The organism is Promicromonospora citrea, from assembly GCF_013004695.1.
Classification (GTDB): domain Bacteria; phylum Actinomycetota; class Actinomycetes; order Actinomycetales; family Cellulomonadaceae; genus Promicromonospora; species Promicromonospora citrea.
The window spans coordinates 1-14,593 of the sequence record NZ_JABEMG010000006.1 but is presented as its reverse complement, the minus strand read 5'-3'; the positions used below and the strand labels follow the sequence as shown (position 1 = coordinate 14,593).

At 75.8% G+C, this 14,593-nt stretch carries 12 protein-coding genes and 1 pseudogene; 6 read left to right on the top strand and 7 right to left on the bottom strand.

Annotation, left to right across the window (positions count from 1 at the left end):
* Positions 1-25: 25 nt before the first annotated feature.
* Positions 26-1,288: a winged helix-turn-helix domain-containing protein gene (locus HLB15_RS02360; RefSeq protein ID WP_171103327.1), complete on the bottom strand. Its 1,263-nt coding sequence runs from the start codon at positions 1,286-1,288 to the stop codon at positions 26-28.
* A 105-nt stretch (positions 1,289-1,393) separates the two neighbouring features.
* Between HLB15_RS02360 and HLB15_RS02355 the strand changes: the two genes are divergently transcribed.
* The gene (locus tag HLB15_RS02355) at positions 1,394-2,224 is read left to right on the top strand and encodes a ComF family protein (protein WP_189087022.1); all 831 of its coding nucleotides are present in this window, start codon (positions 1,394-1,396) and stop codon (positions 2,222-2,224) included.
* A gap of 205 nt (positions 2,225-2,429) precedes the next feature.
* Entirely contained in the window at positions 2,430-3,098 is a 669-nt protein-coding gene (gene hpf / locus HLB15_RS02350) for a ribosome hibernation-promoting factor, HPF/YfiA family (RefSeq protein ID WP_171103325.1), read from the top strand.
* A gap of 57 nt (positions 3,099-3,155) precedes the next feature.
* On the opposite strand, the gene HLB15_RS02345 is transcribed toward hpf, so the two are convergent.
* The 3 genes from HLB15_RS02345 to mtrA are packed head-to-tail and all read right to left on the bottom strand — an operon-like array spanning position 3,156 to position 7,296.
* Positions 3,156-4,886 carry an LpqB family beta-propeller domain-containing protein gene (locus HLB15_RS02345; protein ID WP_171103323.1) on the bottom strand — a complete coding sequence of 577 codons (1,731 nt, stop codon included), beginning with the start codon at positions 4,884-4,886 and terminating at the stop codon, positions 3,156-3,158.
* The gene (gene mtrB, locus HLB15_RS02340; protein ID WP_171103321.1) at positions 4,886-6,616 is read right to left on the bottom strand and encodes an MtrAB system histidine kinase MtrB; all 1,731 of its coding nucleotides are present in this window, start codon (positions 6,614-6,616) and stop codon (positions 4,886-4,888) included. Before mtrB ends, HLB15_RS02345 begins: the two co-directional genes overlap by 1 nt.
* Positions 6,616-7,296, bottom strand: a complete 681-nt coding sequence (gene mtrA / locus HLB15_RS02335) for an MtrAB system response regulator MtrA (RefSeq protein WP_171103320.1) — start codon at positions 7,294-7,296, stop codon at positions 6,616-6,618. Before mtrA ends, mtrB begins: the two co-directional genes overlap by 1 nt.
* Positions 7,297-7,466: 170 nt before the next feature.
* Between mtrA and HLB15_RS02330 the strand changes: the two genes are divergently transcribed.
* The 4 genes from HLB15_RS02330 (at position 7,467) to HLB15_RS02315 (ending at position 11,962) form a co-directional block, all read left to right on the top strand.
* Positions 7,467-8,867 carry a sensor histidine kinase gene (locus tag HLB15_RS02330; protein ID WP_229785415.1) on the top strand — a complete coding sequence of 467 codons (1,401 nt, stop codon included), beginning with the start codon at positions 7,467-7,469 and terminating at the stop codon, positions 8,865-8,867.
* The gene (locus HLB15_RS02325; RefSeq protein ID WP_171103319.1) at positions 8,864-9,574 is read left to right on the top strand and encodes a response regulator; all 711 of its coding nucleotides are present in this window, start codon (positions 8,864-8,866) and stop codon (positions 9,572-9,574) included. Before HLB15_RS02330 ends, HLB15_RS02325 begins: the two co-directional genes overlap by 4 nt.
* A gap of 178 nt (positions 9,575-9,752) precedes the next feature.
* Entirely contained in the window at positions 9,753-10,667 is a 915-nt protein-coding gene (locus tag HLB15_RS02320) for a hypothetical protein (RefSeq protein WP_171103318.1), read from the top strand.
* Entirely contained in the window at positions 10,664-11,962 is a 1,299-nt protein-coding gene (locus tag HLB15_RS02315; protein ID WP_171103317.1) for a glycosyltransferase, read from the top strand. Before HLB15_RS02320 ends, HLB15_RS02315 begins: the two co-directional genes overlap by 4 nt.
* On the opposite strand, the gene HLB15_RS02310 is transcribed toward HLB15_RS02315, so the two are convergent.
* The 3 genes and pseudogenes from HLB15_RS02310 to HLB15_RS02300 form a co-directional block, all read right to left on the bottom strand.
* Positions 11,940-13,292 (bottom strand): DUF58 domain-containing protein, encoded by a 1,353-nt coding sequence (locus HLB15_RS02310; protein WP_171103315.1) that lies wholly within the window; start codon positions 13,290-13,292, stop codon positions 11,940-11,942. The two genes, HLB15_RS02315 and HLB15_RS02310, sit on opposite strands and share 23 nt — an antisense overlap.
* Positions 13,293-13,302: 10 nt before the next feature.
* The gene (locus HLB15_RS02305) at positions 13,303-14,358 is read right to left on the bottom strand and encodes an AAA family ATPase (RefSeq protein WP_373291100.1); all 1,056 of its coding nucleotides are present in this window, start codon (positions 14,356-14,358) and stop codon (positions 13,303-13,305) included.
* Positions 14,355-14,593 (bottom strand): annotated as a pseudogene (locus HLB15_RS02300) (DUF4350 domain-containing protein); the annotation flags it as partial. The pseudogene HLB15_RS02300 and the gene HLB15_RS02305, both read right to left, overlap by 4 nt.

Here is a 14,593-nt window from a genome sequence, read left to right as displayed (position 1 = left end):
GGGCCGAGTTTAGGTGCCGCGTGTTTCAGGAAAGGGTCAGCGCGGACGCCAGGGCGGGTGAAAGAGCGCCTCTGGCCTCGACGGACACCTCGTCGAGGCCGAGCCACCGCGCCATCGTGCGCAGCTCGTGCGCCAGGCGTTCCGGCGTCGCGTCCGTCAGCGCCGGCTCGGCGTGCGCCGACTGCACGCGCAGCACGCCGGCCGCCCGGTCCGCCTTGAGGTCGACGCGTGCCGTGAGCCTGCTGTCCTCGAGGAACGGGAGCACGTAGTACCCGTCCACGCGCTGGGCCGCCGGCGTGTAGATGCCGATGCGGTACCGCATGCCGAACAGCCGCTCGACGCGCCGGCGCTCCCACACGAGCGGGTCGAAGGGCGCCAGCAGCGCCTGCCCGGCCGCCCGCCGCGGCCGCGCGGCGTCCCGGTGCAGGAACCATCGCTCGGTGCCGCCCTCGACGCGTGCGGGCAGCAGCACGCCCTCCTCGACGAGGTCGGCGAGGGCCTGGTCGGCCACGGCGCCCGTGAGCCGGTAGTAGTCCTTGAGCGCCCGCGCCGTGGCGACGCCGTGCGACCGGGCGCCGAGCTCGAGCAGGGCGCGCTTCGCGTCGGCCTCCGGCACCTCGCCGAGCGCCTCGGCGGGCAGCACGCGCTCCGGCAGGTCGTAGAGCCGCTCGAACTGCGCGTTGCGCCCGGCCGAGACCACCTCGCCGGTGAGGAAGAGGTGCTCGACCACCCGCTTCTCGGTGGTCCAGCCCCACCACGTGCCCCGCTTGCGCCGCACGGAGCGCCCGTCGGCCACGAACCGGTCGTGGACCTGCGAGGCCGACAGGGGCCCCTCCGCCGCCACGAGCTCGCGGACCTCGGCCACCTGCGGCGCGTCGGGCAGCCGCACGCCGTCGAGCTCGCCCCAGTCGTGCTCCTGCGCGAACCAGCGGCGGCGGAAGGCCAGCAACGGCCAGGCCCGCGGCGGCACGTAGGCGGCCACGTGCGCCCAGCTCTCGACCAGGCGCCGCTCGGCCACGACGGCGCGGCCACGGCGGCGGGCGTACCGGCCGGACGCCGTCGCCCGGTCGAGCAGGTCGGTGTCGTACGGCCCGAGCCGGGCGAACAGCGGGAGGAGGTGGGCGCGCGCCAGCACGTTGACGGAGTCGATCTGGAGCACGCCGAGCCGGTCGATCACGCCCTGCACGTGCCGCATCGTGCGCGGCCCGTCGACGCGCGGCCGGTGCAGGCCCTGCGCGGCGACGGCGGTGAGCCGGGCCTGTTCGAGTGACAGCGAGACGGTTTCCACGTCCCCATCCTGCCGCCGACCACTGACACTCCCGCGCGCCCACGCCCGCGGGACGCCCTGTGGACAACCCGCCGGACCCCCCCGCCGACGCGGCAGGCTGGGGGGATGCGTCCCGTCCGCGAGCTCGTCCGCCTGCTGCTGCCCGTGGCCTGCCCCTGCGGCGAGCCGGACGTGCGCTGGTGCGCGCGCTGCGCCGGGCTCCTGGCAGGCCCGCCGGTGCGGGTCGAGGCCGGCGCCCCGCGGCTCGACCGGATGGATGGGGTGGCGCCGGTGCCGGTGTGGGCGCTCACGGCGTACACCGGCCCGGTGCGCGACGTCGTCGTGCACTGGAAGGACCGCGAGCGGGCGGACCTGGACCGCCTGCTCGCGCCGGCGATGCGCCGGGCGGCGCGGTGGATCGGCCGCCTCCTCGGTGACCACGACCTGGATGACCTGCGCGGACACCTCGTCGTCGCTGTCGTGCCCGTGCCGTCCACCGCGGCGGCGCGCCGCACCAGGGGGCGCGAGCCCGTCGCGGTCCTGGCGCGCGCCGTCGCCCGCGGGCTGCGGGACGCCGGGCTGCCCGCGCGCGTGGTGCCCGCCCTCGCGCGGCGCGGCCGGGCGCGCGACCAGGTCGGTCTGGGCGCCCGGGCCCGCGGGCGCAACCTCACGGGGAGCGTCCGTATGACGAGACGCGGGCGGCGAACCCTCGGACACCGCGCGCCGTGCGTCCTCGTGGACGACGTCCTCACGACAGGGGCGACGCTCGCCGCCGTCGAACGCGCGCTCGAGCGGCACGGGCACGCCGTGCTCGGCGCAACTGTGCTGGCAGCGACGCCGGCCCCCGACGGGGCCGGCAGGGCGCGTCGCGCGCCCCGGCAGGCGGCACCGGAGGTCGCGAGGGGCTCGGGCGCCGAACCTGAAAGTGTGACAGAGAACTGTCAGGTTGTTCACTGACAGTTGGGGCTGTCGTTACCCAGGCGACGGAGTTAGCCTGAACGTCCCACGGCGAGATCCGCGGGCCCCGTCGAGGTCGACGGCGGTCGCAGCGACGGGAGGTGGTTCGTGCCCGGCACCGGCAGGGGGTGCCAGACCGAGTAGCAACGGGCCACGCCGCCGGCAAGGGACGGCGTGCCCAGGTTCCCGGAGCGGAGTGACGCACATGGAAATTGTCGTAGTCGGCAGGCACACGGAGGTGGCGGACCGGTTCCGCCAGCACGTCGAGGAGAAGCTCGCCAAGGTGGAGCTGCTGTCCCCGTACGTGCGTCGGGTGGACGTGGAGATCACGCGTGAGAACAACCCGAGGCTGTCCGACAACCGGGAACGCGTCGAGCTCACGCTGCGCGCGAAGGGCCCGGTGATCCGCGCGGAGGCCGCGGCGGACGACCGGTTCGGAGCCCTCGACCTGGCCATCGACAAGCTCAACGAGCGGCTGCGCCGTGCCCACGACCGGCGCAAGAACCGCCGCAACACCAAGGTGACCCCGCCCGTCGACGTCCGCCCCCTCGACGAGATCCTCACGGAGGACGGCGGGACGGACGAGGCGGAACCGCAGATCTCGACGCCCGCGGCGCTGTCGGAGCCGGGCGACTCCGTCGAGACGACCATCGGTGACTCGCCGGTGGTGATCCGCCAGAAGCTGCACCACGCCGACCCGATGACGCTGGACGACGCCGTCTACGAGATGGAGATGGTGGGTCACGACTTCTACCTGTTCATCGACAAGGAGACGTCGCGGCCGTCGGTGCTCTACAAGCGCAAGGGCTGGACCTTCGGCGTGATCCAGCTCGACAACCCCTGCACGGGCGCGCCCGTCACCGACCTGACCTGACAGGTCCCGACCACCTGCCGGCGCAGGCCGGGCGGGCCACCCGCCCGGCCGAGCGCCTCAGCCCGGGTAGGCCACGAGGTCGATGTCCTCGGCCAGGGGCTGCCACACGCCGGCCTCCTCGTGCTCGAGGTTGCCGTCGGCGGTGACGACGAGGATGCCCTGCTCGGTCACCCCGGCCGCGAGGTGCTCGACGTCGGTGAGCCCCGTGAGCTGCTTGGTGGCGCCGCCCGTCCCGGCGAGCCCGCCCACCCCGGCCGTCCACACGCCCGACCCGCCGTCGCCGCCCCGCGTGAGCAGGGCGAGCGTCGTCAGGCCGGACCAGCGGGCCGCCTCGACGCCGGTCACCGGCGCCGCCACGGAGACCGCTCCGGTGGACAGGTCGACCGGCTGCTTGTCCTCGTCGCGCACCACGCCCGCCACGTGCACGTGAGTGCCCGACGGCGCCTCGCTCACGATGACGACACGGGCGCCCTCCGGCGAGACGGCGACGCTGATGACCTTGCGGCCCGCGAGCCACTCGGGATCGAGGGTCACCTCCTCGCCCGACCCGAGGACGCGTAGCTCCCCCGCTCCCCCGCTGGTCCACGTGGCGCCGTACCGGTCGACCGACGGCGCGGCCAGGTCGGGTCCCTCGAACAGCTCGACGGGGCCCTCGGGGGTGAGGCTCACGATCTGGTCGTCACCGTCGCGCACGGCGATCGGCCCGCCCGCCGGGCTCACGGCGAACGCGGTCGGGTCCGCGACCGCGGACAGGTCCGACGTCGTCTCGTAGGTCTCGAGCGTGCTGTCGCGCACGAGGTAGAAGTCGTCGTCCTGCACCACGATGGCCTGCCCCGTCGTGGCGGGCAGGGTGACCGAGGCCGCGGCCGACGAGAGACGGTTGGTCCCGCTGTACAGCTCGACGGGCACGGACCGCCCGGCGCCCTCGGAGAACGTCGCGGAGAGCTGGGCCGCGATCACGGCGCGCTGCGGACCGGCCACGGTGCCGAACTGCTCGCTGAGGCGCACCGCGACGGCCTCCTCGCCGTCGGACTCCCGGACCGCCGCCGAGCTGAGCTGGGTGCCCTCGGGCACGAGGGACTGCGTCGCGCCCTGCAGCCACTCGGGCGGGCCCGCCAGCACCTGCTGCACGGCGGCGCTGCGCCAGCTGCGGCGCGGGAACCAGCGCAGGTCCGGCACGAGGTGCTTCGTGTCCGTGGCGGAGGGGAAGTACAGGCGCGTCGCGCGGTACTGGTTGGCGAACAGGTTGGCCGGCACGAGGACGCCGTCGTCGAGCACCGAGATGCGCCATTCGCCGCCCACGCGCACGAGGGTGAACCGGTAGCCCAGCTCGCGCGGGTTGCCGACCTCGGAGTAGGCGCCGGAGGTGTCCAGCGTCGCGATCGTCGTCGCGCGCACCACCATCTCGACCACCTCGGCCTCGTCGAGGTTCGCCTCGTCGTCCTGCCCCACGGGCTCGGCGACCGGGGTCTCGCGCACCACGCGCACCGCCGACGCCGGGTCCCAGGTGCTCTCGACCTCCTCGGTGAGGAACTCGCGCGCCGTCTCGAACTCCTCGGGCGACGTGGTCGCGGCGACGGCGGCGCCGAGGAAGCCGGACACGATCTGCCGCGGCGTGGCGCCGACAGCGGGCCCCTGCGGCAGCATCGCGATGTCGGCGGGCGGGTCGACGTCGGCGTTGCCGACGCGGACCGGACCCGACATCGGGATCTGCGCGCACGCGCCCAGGGTCGCCGTGACGGCCAGCGCGAGGGCAGCGGCAGCACCCCGGCGGACGAGTCGACGCATCAGCGCACCTCCACACGGTGCTCGGGCTCGGACAGGTCGGGGATCGCGGTGGGCGTCGGCCCTGCGGTGGGGTGGACCACCGGCACCTGGCCGGTCCGCGGGGACGGGTCGTGCGACGGCGGCGCGAGCGGGATCGGCGGCTCGCCGACCTGGACGCCGGCGCTGCGCGGCAGGGTGAGCCGGAAGCTCGCGCCCTGCCCGGGCCTGCCCCACGCGTCGAGCCGGCCCGCGTGCAGGTGCGCGTCCTCGAGCGCGATCGCCAGGCCGAGCCCGGAGCCGCCGGTGGTGCGCGCCCGGGCCGGGTCCGCACGCCAGAACCGGTCGAACGCGTGCTCCACCTCCTGCGGCGTCATGCCGACGCCGTAGTCGCGCACGACGACGGCCACCGCGCGGTCGTCCTCGGCCACGGTGACCTCGACGGGGCGCCCCTCGGCGTGCTCGATCGCGTTCACCACGAGGTTGCGCAGGATGCGCTCGATGCGGCGCGGGTCGAAGTCGGCCGCCGCGTCGGCGTCCGGCAGGCGCACCGACACCGGGACGCCCTTGGTGTCGGCGAGCGGTGCCGCCTGCTCGACGACGGACATGACCAGGTCGCGCAGGTCGCGGCGCTCCGCGTCGAGCACCGCGGCGCCCGCGTCGAACCGGCTGATCTCCAGCAGGTCGGACAGCAGCGACTCGAACCGGTCGATCTGCCCGAGGAGCAGCTCGGCCGAGCGCGCGGCGTCCGCGTCGAGCTCCCCGCGGGACTCGTGGATGATCTCGCTCGCCATGCGGATGGTGGTCAGCGGGGTGCGCAGCTCGTGCGACACGTCGGAGACGAACCGGCGCTGCATCGCGGACAGCTCCTCCATGCGGCGGATCTGGTCCTGCAGGCTCTCGGCCATCTCGTTGAAGGAGCGCGCGAGGCTGGCCATCTCGTCGGTGCCGCGGGTGCCCGGCATGCGCTCGGACAGGTGCCCCTCGGCCAGGCGCTCCGCCACGGTGGCCGCGCGCGTCACCGGCGTGACCGTCTGCCGGGCCATGGTCCAGGTGACCACCCCCAGGAGCGCCAGCATGCCGAACCCGCCCGCGAGCAGCACCCGGTGCACGAACGCGAGGGTCTCCTGCTCGGGCGCGAGCGAGTACAGGTAGTAGATCTCGTACGTCGCGTCGGGCGCCGCGCGGACCGTCGAGCCGACGATCACGCCCGGCTGCACCACGTTCGGGTCGTTCCGCGACGGGATGGCGACCGCCTGGAGCAGCTGGTCGTCCTCGGACGCGAGGTTCGCCTCCCGCAGCTCGTCGCTGATCACGACGTCGGTCAGGTCGGCCCGCGAGGCGACGTCCGCCGCCTGCGACGTGCCCCCCGGCTCCTGCAGCAGGAAGTACTCGTCGGCCGTGGAGCCGCTGGTCACCGACAGCGTCGCGATGGTGTCGAACAGGAGCGTCTGCAGCTCGCCGTCCGACGTCGTCGAGGTCGTCGCGAAGTTCTCGGCGACCTGCGCGGTGAGCCCGGCCGACTCCCGGTCGATCGCCGCGAGCCGCTGGTCGTAGATGCCGTCCCGCACCGAGGTCGACAGGTACAGGCCGAGCACGGTGATCGCGGCCAGGCCGATCGCGAGCGCCGTGGCGACGACGCGCAGCTGCAGCGACGAGCGCCACTGCGCGACGGCCCGCCGGGTGGCCCGGACCGCGGCCACCCGGGACCTGGCGACCGTTCGGCGCAGCCGCGCGGCCAGGCCGGACGGCATCAGCGGGTCGCGCCAGCCTTGTAGCCGACGCCGCGGACCGTGAGCACGATCTCCGGGTTCTCCGGGTCCCGCTCGATCTTGGAGCGCAGGCGCTGGACGTGGACGTTGACCAGGCGCGTGTCGGCGCTGTGCCGGTAGCCCCAGACACGCTCGAGCAGCACCTCGCGCGTGAACACCTGCCAGGGCTTGCGGGCCAGGGCGACGAGCAGGTCGAACTCCAGCGGCGTGAGGGCGATGCGCTCGCCGCCACGGGTCACCGTGTGGCCGGTGACGTCGATCTCGACGTCACCGACGACGAGGCGCTCGGGGCCCGGGTCCTCGCTGCGGCGCAGGCGCGCCTTGATGCGGGCGACGAGCTCCTTGGGCTTGAACGGCTTGGAGACGTAGTCGTCCGCCCCGGACTCGAGGCCCACGACCACGTCGAGCGTGTCGGACTTGGCGGTGAGCATGATGATCGGCACGCCGGACTCGGCGCGGATCTCCCGGCACACCTGCACGCCGTCCTTGCCGGGCAGCATGAGGTCGAGCAGCACGAGGTCCGGCTGGTGGGTGCGGAACATCCCCAGCGCGGAGTCGCCGTCGGCGCAGAAGATGGCCTCGATGCCCTCGCCCTTGAGGACGATGCCGATCATCTCCGCCAGGGCTGTGTCGTCGTCGACGACGAGAACTCGTACCTTCATGCCCTCCAGTGTGCCAGGCCGGTCCAGCAAAGCCGGTCCCGCGGCCGCCGCGCGGCCCGCGGGAGGCCCAGGTTCACCCGCGGCGGGGCACGACAGGGGGGACAACCCCCGGCCCCTCCGGGCGGCCGGCACCATGTCGCGCCGGACCCGCCGCGGTCCACCCTGGCACCATGACCTCCATGACCGTCGACCGGCACGCGGCCGGCACCTCCGCCCCGGCCGGGCGCACCCCGCGGCGCGGGCCCGGCTTCCTCACGGCCCCGTTCGCGGGCCGCACCTGGCGCGAGCAGGCCTACCTGACGCTCGTGCTCCTGCTCGCCCCGTTCGCCTTCACGTACGCCGTGCTCGGCGTGGGTCTGACGGCCGGTGTGGGCGTGACGGTGGTGGGGCTGTTCGTGTCGGGCGCCGTCGTGCTCGGCGGGCGCGGCTGGGGCGGCGCGTACCGCGGCCTGGCCCGCGAGCTGCTCGACACCGACGTGCCCGCGCCCGCCCCCTACGTGCGTCCGCGGGGTTTCTGGCGCACCCTCGGGTCGCTGCTCGGCGACGCGGCGGGCTGGCGCGCGCTGCTGTTCCTGCTCGTCACGTTCCCGCTGGCCCTCCTGTCCTTCGTCGTGAGCGTCACGGTGCTGGCGACGGCCCTCGGCTCGATCACCTACGGCCTGTGGTTCCGGTTCCTGCCCGAGCAGGAGGGCGCCGACGGCGCGCTGCACCGCGGGGCCCAGTTCGGCCCCTCCTACTTCGTGGACACGCCGCCGCGCATCGCGCTGCTGGCGCTGGCCGGTGTCGTGCTCCTGTTCTGCTGGCCGTGGCTCGTGCGGATGTTCACGCTGCTGTTCCAGGTGCTCACGGAGGGCCTGCTCAGCCCGACCCGCGCCAGCCTGCGCGTCGCGGAGCTCGAGCGCTCCCGCACCGGCACGGTCGACGACGCCGACGCCCGCCTGCGCCGCATCGAGCGCGACCTGCACGACGGCACGCAGGCGCGCCTGGTCGCCGTCGCGATGCAGCTCGGCGAGGCGCGCGAGCACCTCGCCGAGGGCGGCGACGTCGGCGAGGCGGCCGAGCTGCTCGACACCGCGCACACGTCGACCAAGGAGGCGCTCACGGAGCTGCGCGAGCTGGCCCGCGGCATCCACCCGCCGGCGCTCGACAGCGGCCTCACCGTCGCGCTCGAGACGCTCGCCGCGCGGTCACCGCTGCCGGTCGTGGTCGACGTCGACCCCGCGGTGGAGTCAGACGGCCGGCTGGCGCCCGCCGTGGAGTCGATCGCGTACTTCACGGTGGCCGAGCTCGTCACGAACGCGGCCAAGCACGCCCGGGCCGGCAGCGTCCACGTGCGGGTCGAGGGCCCGGCGCAGGAGCGCGGAGCCGGCGTACGCATCCAGGTGCGCGACGACGGGCGCGGCGGGGCCCGCGTGGTGCCGCCCGACGGCACGGGGCTGCGCTCGGGCCTGGCCGGCATCGTCGAGCGGGTCCGGTCCGTCGACGGCACGTTCGACCTGTCCAGCCCGGCCGGCGGCCCTACGGTGGTGACCGTGCACCTCCCGACGACGACCGCACCGGGCTCGGCATGACGAGCGGCACGACGAGCGGCACCCCCGGCCCCGCGCGGCCGGCCGACGGGCTCACGGTCGTGCTCGCGGAGGACTCCGCGATCCTCCGCGACGGCCTCGCCGCCCTCCTGACCCGCCGCGGCCACGCCGTGGCGACGGTCGGGGACGGCGTCGCCCTCGAGCGCGAGGTCGACCGCCTCGCCCGCCAGGAGTCGCTGCCCGACGTCGTCGTCGCGGACATCCGCATGCCGCCCTCGTTCACCGACGAGGGCCTGCGCGCGGTGCTGGGCCTGCGGGCCCGGCACCCGGCCCTGCCCGTGCTCCTGTTCTCGCAGTACGTCGAGACCCGGTACGCGAGCAGGCTGCTCGCCGGCGACGCGCGCGGCGTCGGCTACCTGCTCAAGGACCGGGTGGCCGACGTGCGCGACTTCGTCGACGCCCTGGTCCGCGTCGCGCGCGGCACGACGGTGCTCGACCCGGAGGTCGTCTCGCAGCTCATGGGCTCCGCCCGCACCGACGACGGCCTGGACCGGCTCTCGGCGCGCGAGCGGGAGGTGCTCGGACTCATGGCACAGGGCCGGTCCAACGGGGCGATCGCCGACCTGCTGCACCTGTCCTACGGCGCCGTCGAGAAGAACGTCGCCGCGATCTTCACCAAGCTGGACCTGCCGCAGGACGCCGCCGACCACCGCCGCGTGCTGGCCGTGCTGCGGTACCTGGGGGTGTGATGACCCGTCGTCGGGGTATCCCCCCGCGGGAGGAGGGGCTGCTGGGGGTGCACTCGGGGGATCACCCGATGGTCTCGGGGGCGCCGGGACGGAACACTGGCCGCATGACCGCGCCGAGGCCCGATCGACACACCGATCGACACCGCCACGACACCGCCCCGCACCCGGGAGCCGTGGCGTGACGGCGCTGACCGCCGTCGCGGTGGGGCTCGCCCTCGTCGACGCGGTGTGCTTCGCGCTCAGCGCCACGCTCCAGCACCACGCCGTCTCCGACCGGCACGACGACGGCCACCTCAGCCTGCGCAGCCTGCTCGGCGTGGTGCGACGGCGCCGCTGGCTGGCCGGCATCGCGCTCGGCGGGCTGGCCGTCACCCTGCACGCCGTCGCCCTCCTGCTCGCGCCCCTGCGCGTCGTCCAGCCGATCGGCGTGCTCGCCGTGCCCATCGCCGTGCTGCTCACCGCCTCCCGCATGCGGGTGAGGCCCGCGCGCGGGGTGCTCGTCGGGGCGGCGCTCGCCGTGACCGGCGTGGTCGCGTTCGTCGTCGTCTCGGCGGGCACGACCGTCAGCACGCCGCCGGAGACGACGGCGCTCGTGGTCGCCTGCGCCGTCGTCGCGGCCGTCACCCTCGTGCTCACCCTCGGCGGTCTCGTCACGCGGGGCTGGCTGCGGTGCGTCGCCTACTCGACCGCGGCGGCCGCCGCGTTCGGCCTCGTGTCCGCGCTGGTGCGGGCGGTCTCCCTGCGCGTGACCTCCGGTGAGGCCGAGCTGCTCGACCCCGGGATCCTCCTGGCGGCCCTCGTGGTCCTCGTGGTGACCGTGGGCGGGGGCTGGCTCGTCCAGCAGGCGTACGCCGCCGGGGCGCCCGCCGTCGTCGTCGCCTGCCTCACCGTGGTGGACCCCATCGTCGCCGTGCTGCTCGGGGCCGCGCTGCTCGGCGAGGGCGCGGGCACGCCGCTCGGCCTCTGGTCGGTGATGGGCCTCGCGACCGCGGCCGCCGTCGCGGGCGTCATCACGCTCGCCAAGTACCACCCCGAGGCGACCACGCGGGCCGCCGCGGCGCCGGCCCCCGCGCTCGAGGGGAGCCTGACGTGAGCGGGCTGCACATCTGCTTCTTCACCGACCAGCACCCCCGCACCCTGGGGGGCGCGCAGGCGTCCGTGCAGCTCCAGCGCACGTTCCTGGAGCGCGCGGGACACACGGTGACGGTCGTGGCGCCGCGGTCGCCGGTCGACCCCCAGGTCGCGGACCCCGGCGTCGTCGCGCTGCCCGGCCCCACCGTCGCGCGCGGCCAGTACACCGCCGCGCTGCCCGGCCGGCGCCTCGACGCCCTGGTCGACCGCGAGCTCGGCGCCCGCGGACCCGTCGACCTCGTGCACCTCCAGGGCGACTTCTGGGGCGCCTGGCTGGGCAAACGGTTCGCCGCGCGGCACGGAACGCCCGTCGTGCTCACCACGCACACCAACGTCGACGCGTCCTTCCGGGCCGTCGCCGGGCCCGTCGCCGGGATCGGCCTGCGCGCCGTCGCGGCGTGGCAGCGCCTGGTGACCGGCAACCGGACCCGCAGGTCCGGGCTCGGCGCCGGCTACGACTACCTGCGCGCCCTCGCCTCGGGCGCCGCGGCCGTCGTGGCGCCGAGCACCCACTTCGCCGCCCGCCTCGAGGCGGCGGGCGTGCCGGTCACCGCGGTCGTCCCGACCGGCGGGCACGACGACGACGTGCGCGGCCTGCGCGCTGCCGGGCACGGGGCCGGCCGGCACGACCGCGCCGACGACCTGCCGGACCAGCGCGCCCCGCGCCACCCCGGCGACCCCGTGCGCGTCGTGTGGCTGAGCCGGTTCAGCGCCGAGAAGCGCCCGCTCGAGCTCCTCGACGCGCTCGCCGCGACCGGCCCGCGCGTCGAGGCCGACCTCTACGGCACGGGCGTGCTGTTCGAGCGTGCCCGCCGCACGGTGCACGCCCTCGGACTGACCGACCGGGTGCGCCTGCACGGCGCCGTCGGGCACGCCGAGGCTCTGCGCGCGATCGCGGCGGCCGACCTGCTCGTCCAGACCTCGCAGGGCTTCGAGACGCAGGGCATGACGGTCTACGAGGCGCTGGCGCTGGGCGTGCCGGTCGTGGTGCGCGACCCCGACATCGCCCGCGAATTGGGCGACGCCGCCTGGGTACGGCACGCGCCGGGCCGGTCCGCGGCGTCGCTCGCCGGTGCGCTGGACGCCGCCGCACGGGCCGTCGGGTCGGACGCCGCGCCCCGCGTACCCGCCGCGGTGTCGGAGGGCCTGCTCCAGTCGGCCCAGACCCGGCGCCTGCTCGACGTCTACGCCGGCGCGCTGCGCGGGCCGGCGACCGGCGAGGCGACAGCCCCCGTCACAGCCGCCCCGCGGCCTTGAGCGCGAGGTACTCGTCGGCCAGCCGCGGTGCCAGGTCGTCCGGCAGCGCCTCGACGACGTCGGCCCCGTAGCGGCGCAGCATCGTCGTGACGGCCGTGCGCTCGAGGTCGCCGCGCGCCGCGGCCGCCGCGTCGTACACCTCCGCGACGGTCTCGCGGCCGTCCCGCAGCCGCGCCACCTCCTCGTCCGCCACGGAGGCGACGACGACGGTGTGGTCGCGCGTGAGCTGGTCCACGACGGTCAGCAGGCCGTTCTCCACGGCCGCGGGGTCGAGCGTGGTCAGCAGCACCACGAGCGCGCGCTGTGTCATGCGCGTGCGCACCTGCGTGACCACACCCGGCCAGTCGGTCTCGAGCAGCGCGGGCTCGACCGTCGCGAGCGACTGCGCCATCGCCGGCATGAGCCGCGGCCCGGCCGCGCCCGCGACCCGGGCGCGCACCGTGCGGTCGTACGCGACCAGCTCGACCCGGTCGCCCGCGTGCCCGGCCAGTGCCGCGAGCAGCAGCGCCGCCTCGATGCTGGCGTCGAGGCGTGGGGCGCCGGTCGAGTCCTCGGCGCCGACACGGGCCGCCGACGTGCGGCCCGTGTCGAGCACGACGAGCACGCGGCGGTCCCGCTCGGGCCGCCACGTGCGGACCACGACCTCCCGGCGCCGCGCCGTGGCACGCCAGTCGATCGAGCGGACGTCGTCGCCCACGACGTACTCGCGCAGCGAGTCGAACTCGGTGCCCTCGCCGCGGATCTGCACGGCCGCGCGGCCGTCCATCTCCCGCAGCCGCGCCAGCCGCGACGGCAGGTGCTTGCGGCTGGCGAACTCCGGCAGCACCCGGAGCACGCCGGGGACGGGCAGGGTCACCTGGCGGCCGGCCAGCCCGAGGGGACCGAGGCTGCGGACGGTCACGCCGCCCGCCGACCGGTCACCGCGCCGTGTCGGTACGAGCGTGGTGGGCAGCCGCACCGCCTCGCCGTCGGGCAGGGTCACGCGGTGCCTGCCGGGGCCGCCGGGCGCGGGGCGCGCCCGGTCGCCGCTCCCCCGGCCCGGACCGGCGCCGGCCGACGGCGGCCACGCGTCCCGGACGACGGCGCGCAGCCTCCTGCCGGACACGTTCCGCACCACGAGCTCGCTCGTGGTCTCGGCGTGCAGGCGCACGGAAGCGGGCACGCGGCGCTGGACCGCGACCCGGCGCGGCGAGGCCGCGAGCAGGACGTCGGCCAGGCACGCGAGGACCACGACGGCGGCCCATACCAGGACGGTCCCCGTCGCGGGCAGCAGCAGCACGGGCAGCACGCCGAGCCCCATGAGGGCGGCGGCCCGCCACGTCACGACCATGCGGGCCGCCTCAGCGCGGCACGGGCACGGAAGCCAGCACCGTGTCCAGCACGCCCTCGGCGGTGACGCCCTCCAGCTCCGCCTCGGCGCGCAGCTGCACGCGGTGCCGCAGCGTCGGGTGGGCCAGGGCCTTGATGTCGTCCGGCGTCACGAAGGAACGACCCGACAGCCAGGCCCACGCGCGGGCCGTGCGCAGCAGCGCGGTCGCGCCGCGCGGCGAGACGCCGAGCGAGAGGGACGGCGAGAAGCGGGTCGCCCGGCACACGTCGACGGCGTAGCCGAGCACCTCGCGCGAGACCTGCACCTGGGCCACCTCGGCGCGGGCGCGCTCGAGCACGGCCGCGTCCGCCACGGGCCGCACCCCGGCCGCGGCCAGGTCGCGCGGGTCGAACCCGGCGGCGTGCCGTGCCAGCACCTCGACCTCCTGGTCGCGCTCGGGCAGGGGCAGCACGAGCTTGAGCAGGAAGCGGTCGAGCTGCGCCTCGGGCAGCGCGTAGGTGCCCTCGTACTCGACAGGGTTCTGCGTGGCGATCACGAGGAACGGGTCCGGCAGGCGCCGCGGGGTGCCGTCGACCGAGACCTGACGCTCCTCCATGGCCTCGAGCAGCGACGACTGCGTCTTCGGCGGCGTGCGGTTGATCTCGTCGGCGAGCACCAGGTTGGTGAACACCGGGCCCTCGCGGAACGAGAACTCGGCCGTCCGGGCGTCGTAGACGAGCGAGCCCGTCACGTCACCGGGCATGAGGTCGGGCGTGAACTGGACGCGCCGCGTGTCCAGGTCGAGCGCGGCGGCCAGCGTGCGGACCAGCAGGGTCTTGGCCACGCCGGGCACGCCCTCCAGGAGCACGTGCCCCTGGCACAGCAGCGCGATGAGCAGGCTCGTCACGGCGGCGTCCTGCCCCACGACGGCCTTGCCCACCTCCGTGCGCACGGCGGCCAGCGCGCTGCGCAGCTCTTGCGAGGGCGCCGGGGGTGCGTCGGCGGGCCGGTCGGGCGTCGCGGGAGCCTGCGCGGCGGCGGGCTCGGCGGTCGGCGGCGTCGGCTGAGGGGTGGCTGGTTCGGTCACGGTCGGTGGACCTCGCTCTCCAGGATGTCGAGTCGGCGCGCGAGCTCGGCGAGCGCGGCGTCGTCAGCGGGGGGTGGGCCGTAGAGCAGGTCTGCCACCTGCTGCGACGGGCGGTCGGTCGCGGTCACGACGGCGTCGACCACGGTGTCGGCGTCGGCCGAGCGGGCCAGGCCGAGCCGCTTGGCGACCCGGTCGGCCGTCGCGGCGCGCAGGCCCGCCGCGGCGTGGCCGCGGG

Coding starts and splice junctions, on each gene's coding strand:
- HLB15_RS02355 (WP_189087022.1), top strand. CDS start 1,394: ATGCGTCCCGTCCGCGAGCTCGTCCGCCTGCTGCTGCCCGTGGCCTGC.
- hpf (WP_171103325.1), top strand. CDS start 2,430: ATGGAAATTGTCGTAGTCGGCAGGCACACGGAGGTGGCGGACCGGTTC.
- HLB15_RS02345 (WP_171103323.1), bottom strand. CDS start 4,886: ATGCGTCGACTCGTCCGCCGGGGTGCTGCCGCTGCCCTCGCGCTGGCC.
- mtrB (WP_171103321.1), bottom strand. CDS start 6,616: ATGCCGTCCGGCCTGGCCGCGCGGCTGCGCCGAACGGTCGCCAGGTCC.
- mtrA (WP_171103320.1), bottom strand. CDS start 7,296: ATGAAGGTACGAGTTCTCGTCGTCGACGACGACACAGCCCTGGCGGAG.
- HLB15_RS02330 (WP_229785415.1), top strand. CDS start 7,467: ATGACCTCCATGACCGTCGACCGGCACGCGGCCGGCACCTCCGCCCCG.
- HLB15_RS02325 (WP_171103319.1), top strand. CDS start 8,864: ATGACGAGCGGCACGACGAGCGGCACCCCCGGCCCCGCGCGGCCGGCC.
- HLB15_RS02310 (WP_171103315.1), bottom strand. CDS start 13,292: ATGGTCGTGACGTGGCGGGCCGCCGCCCTCATGGGGCTCGGCGTGCTG.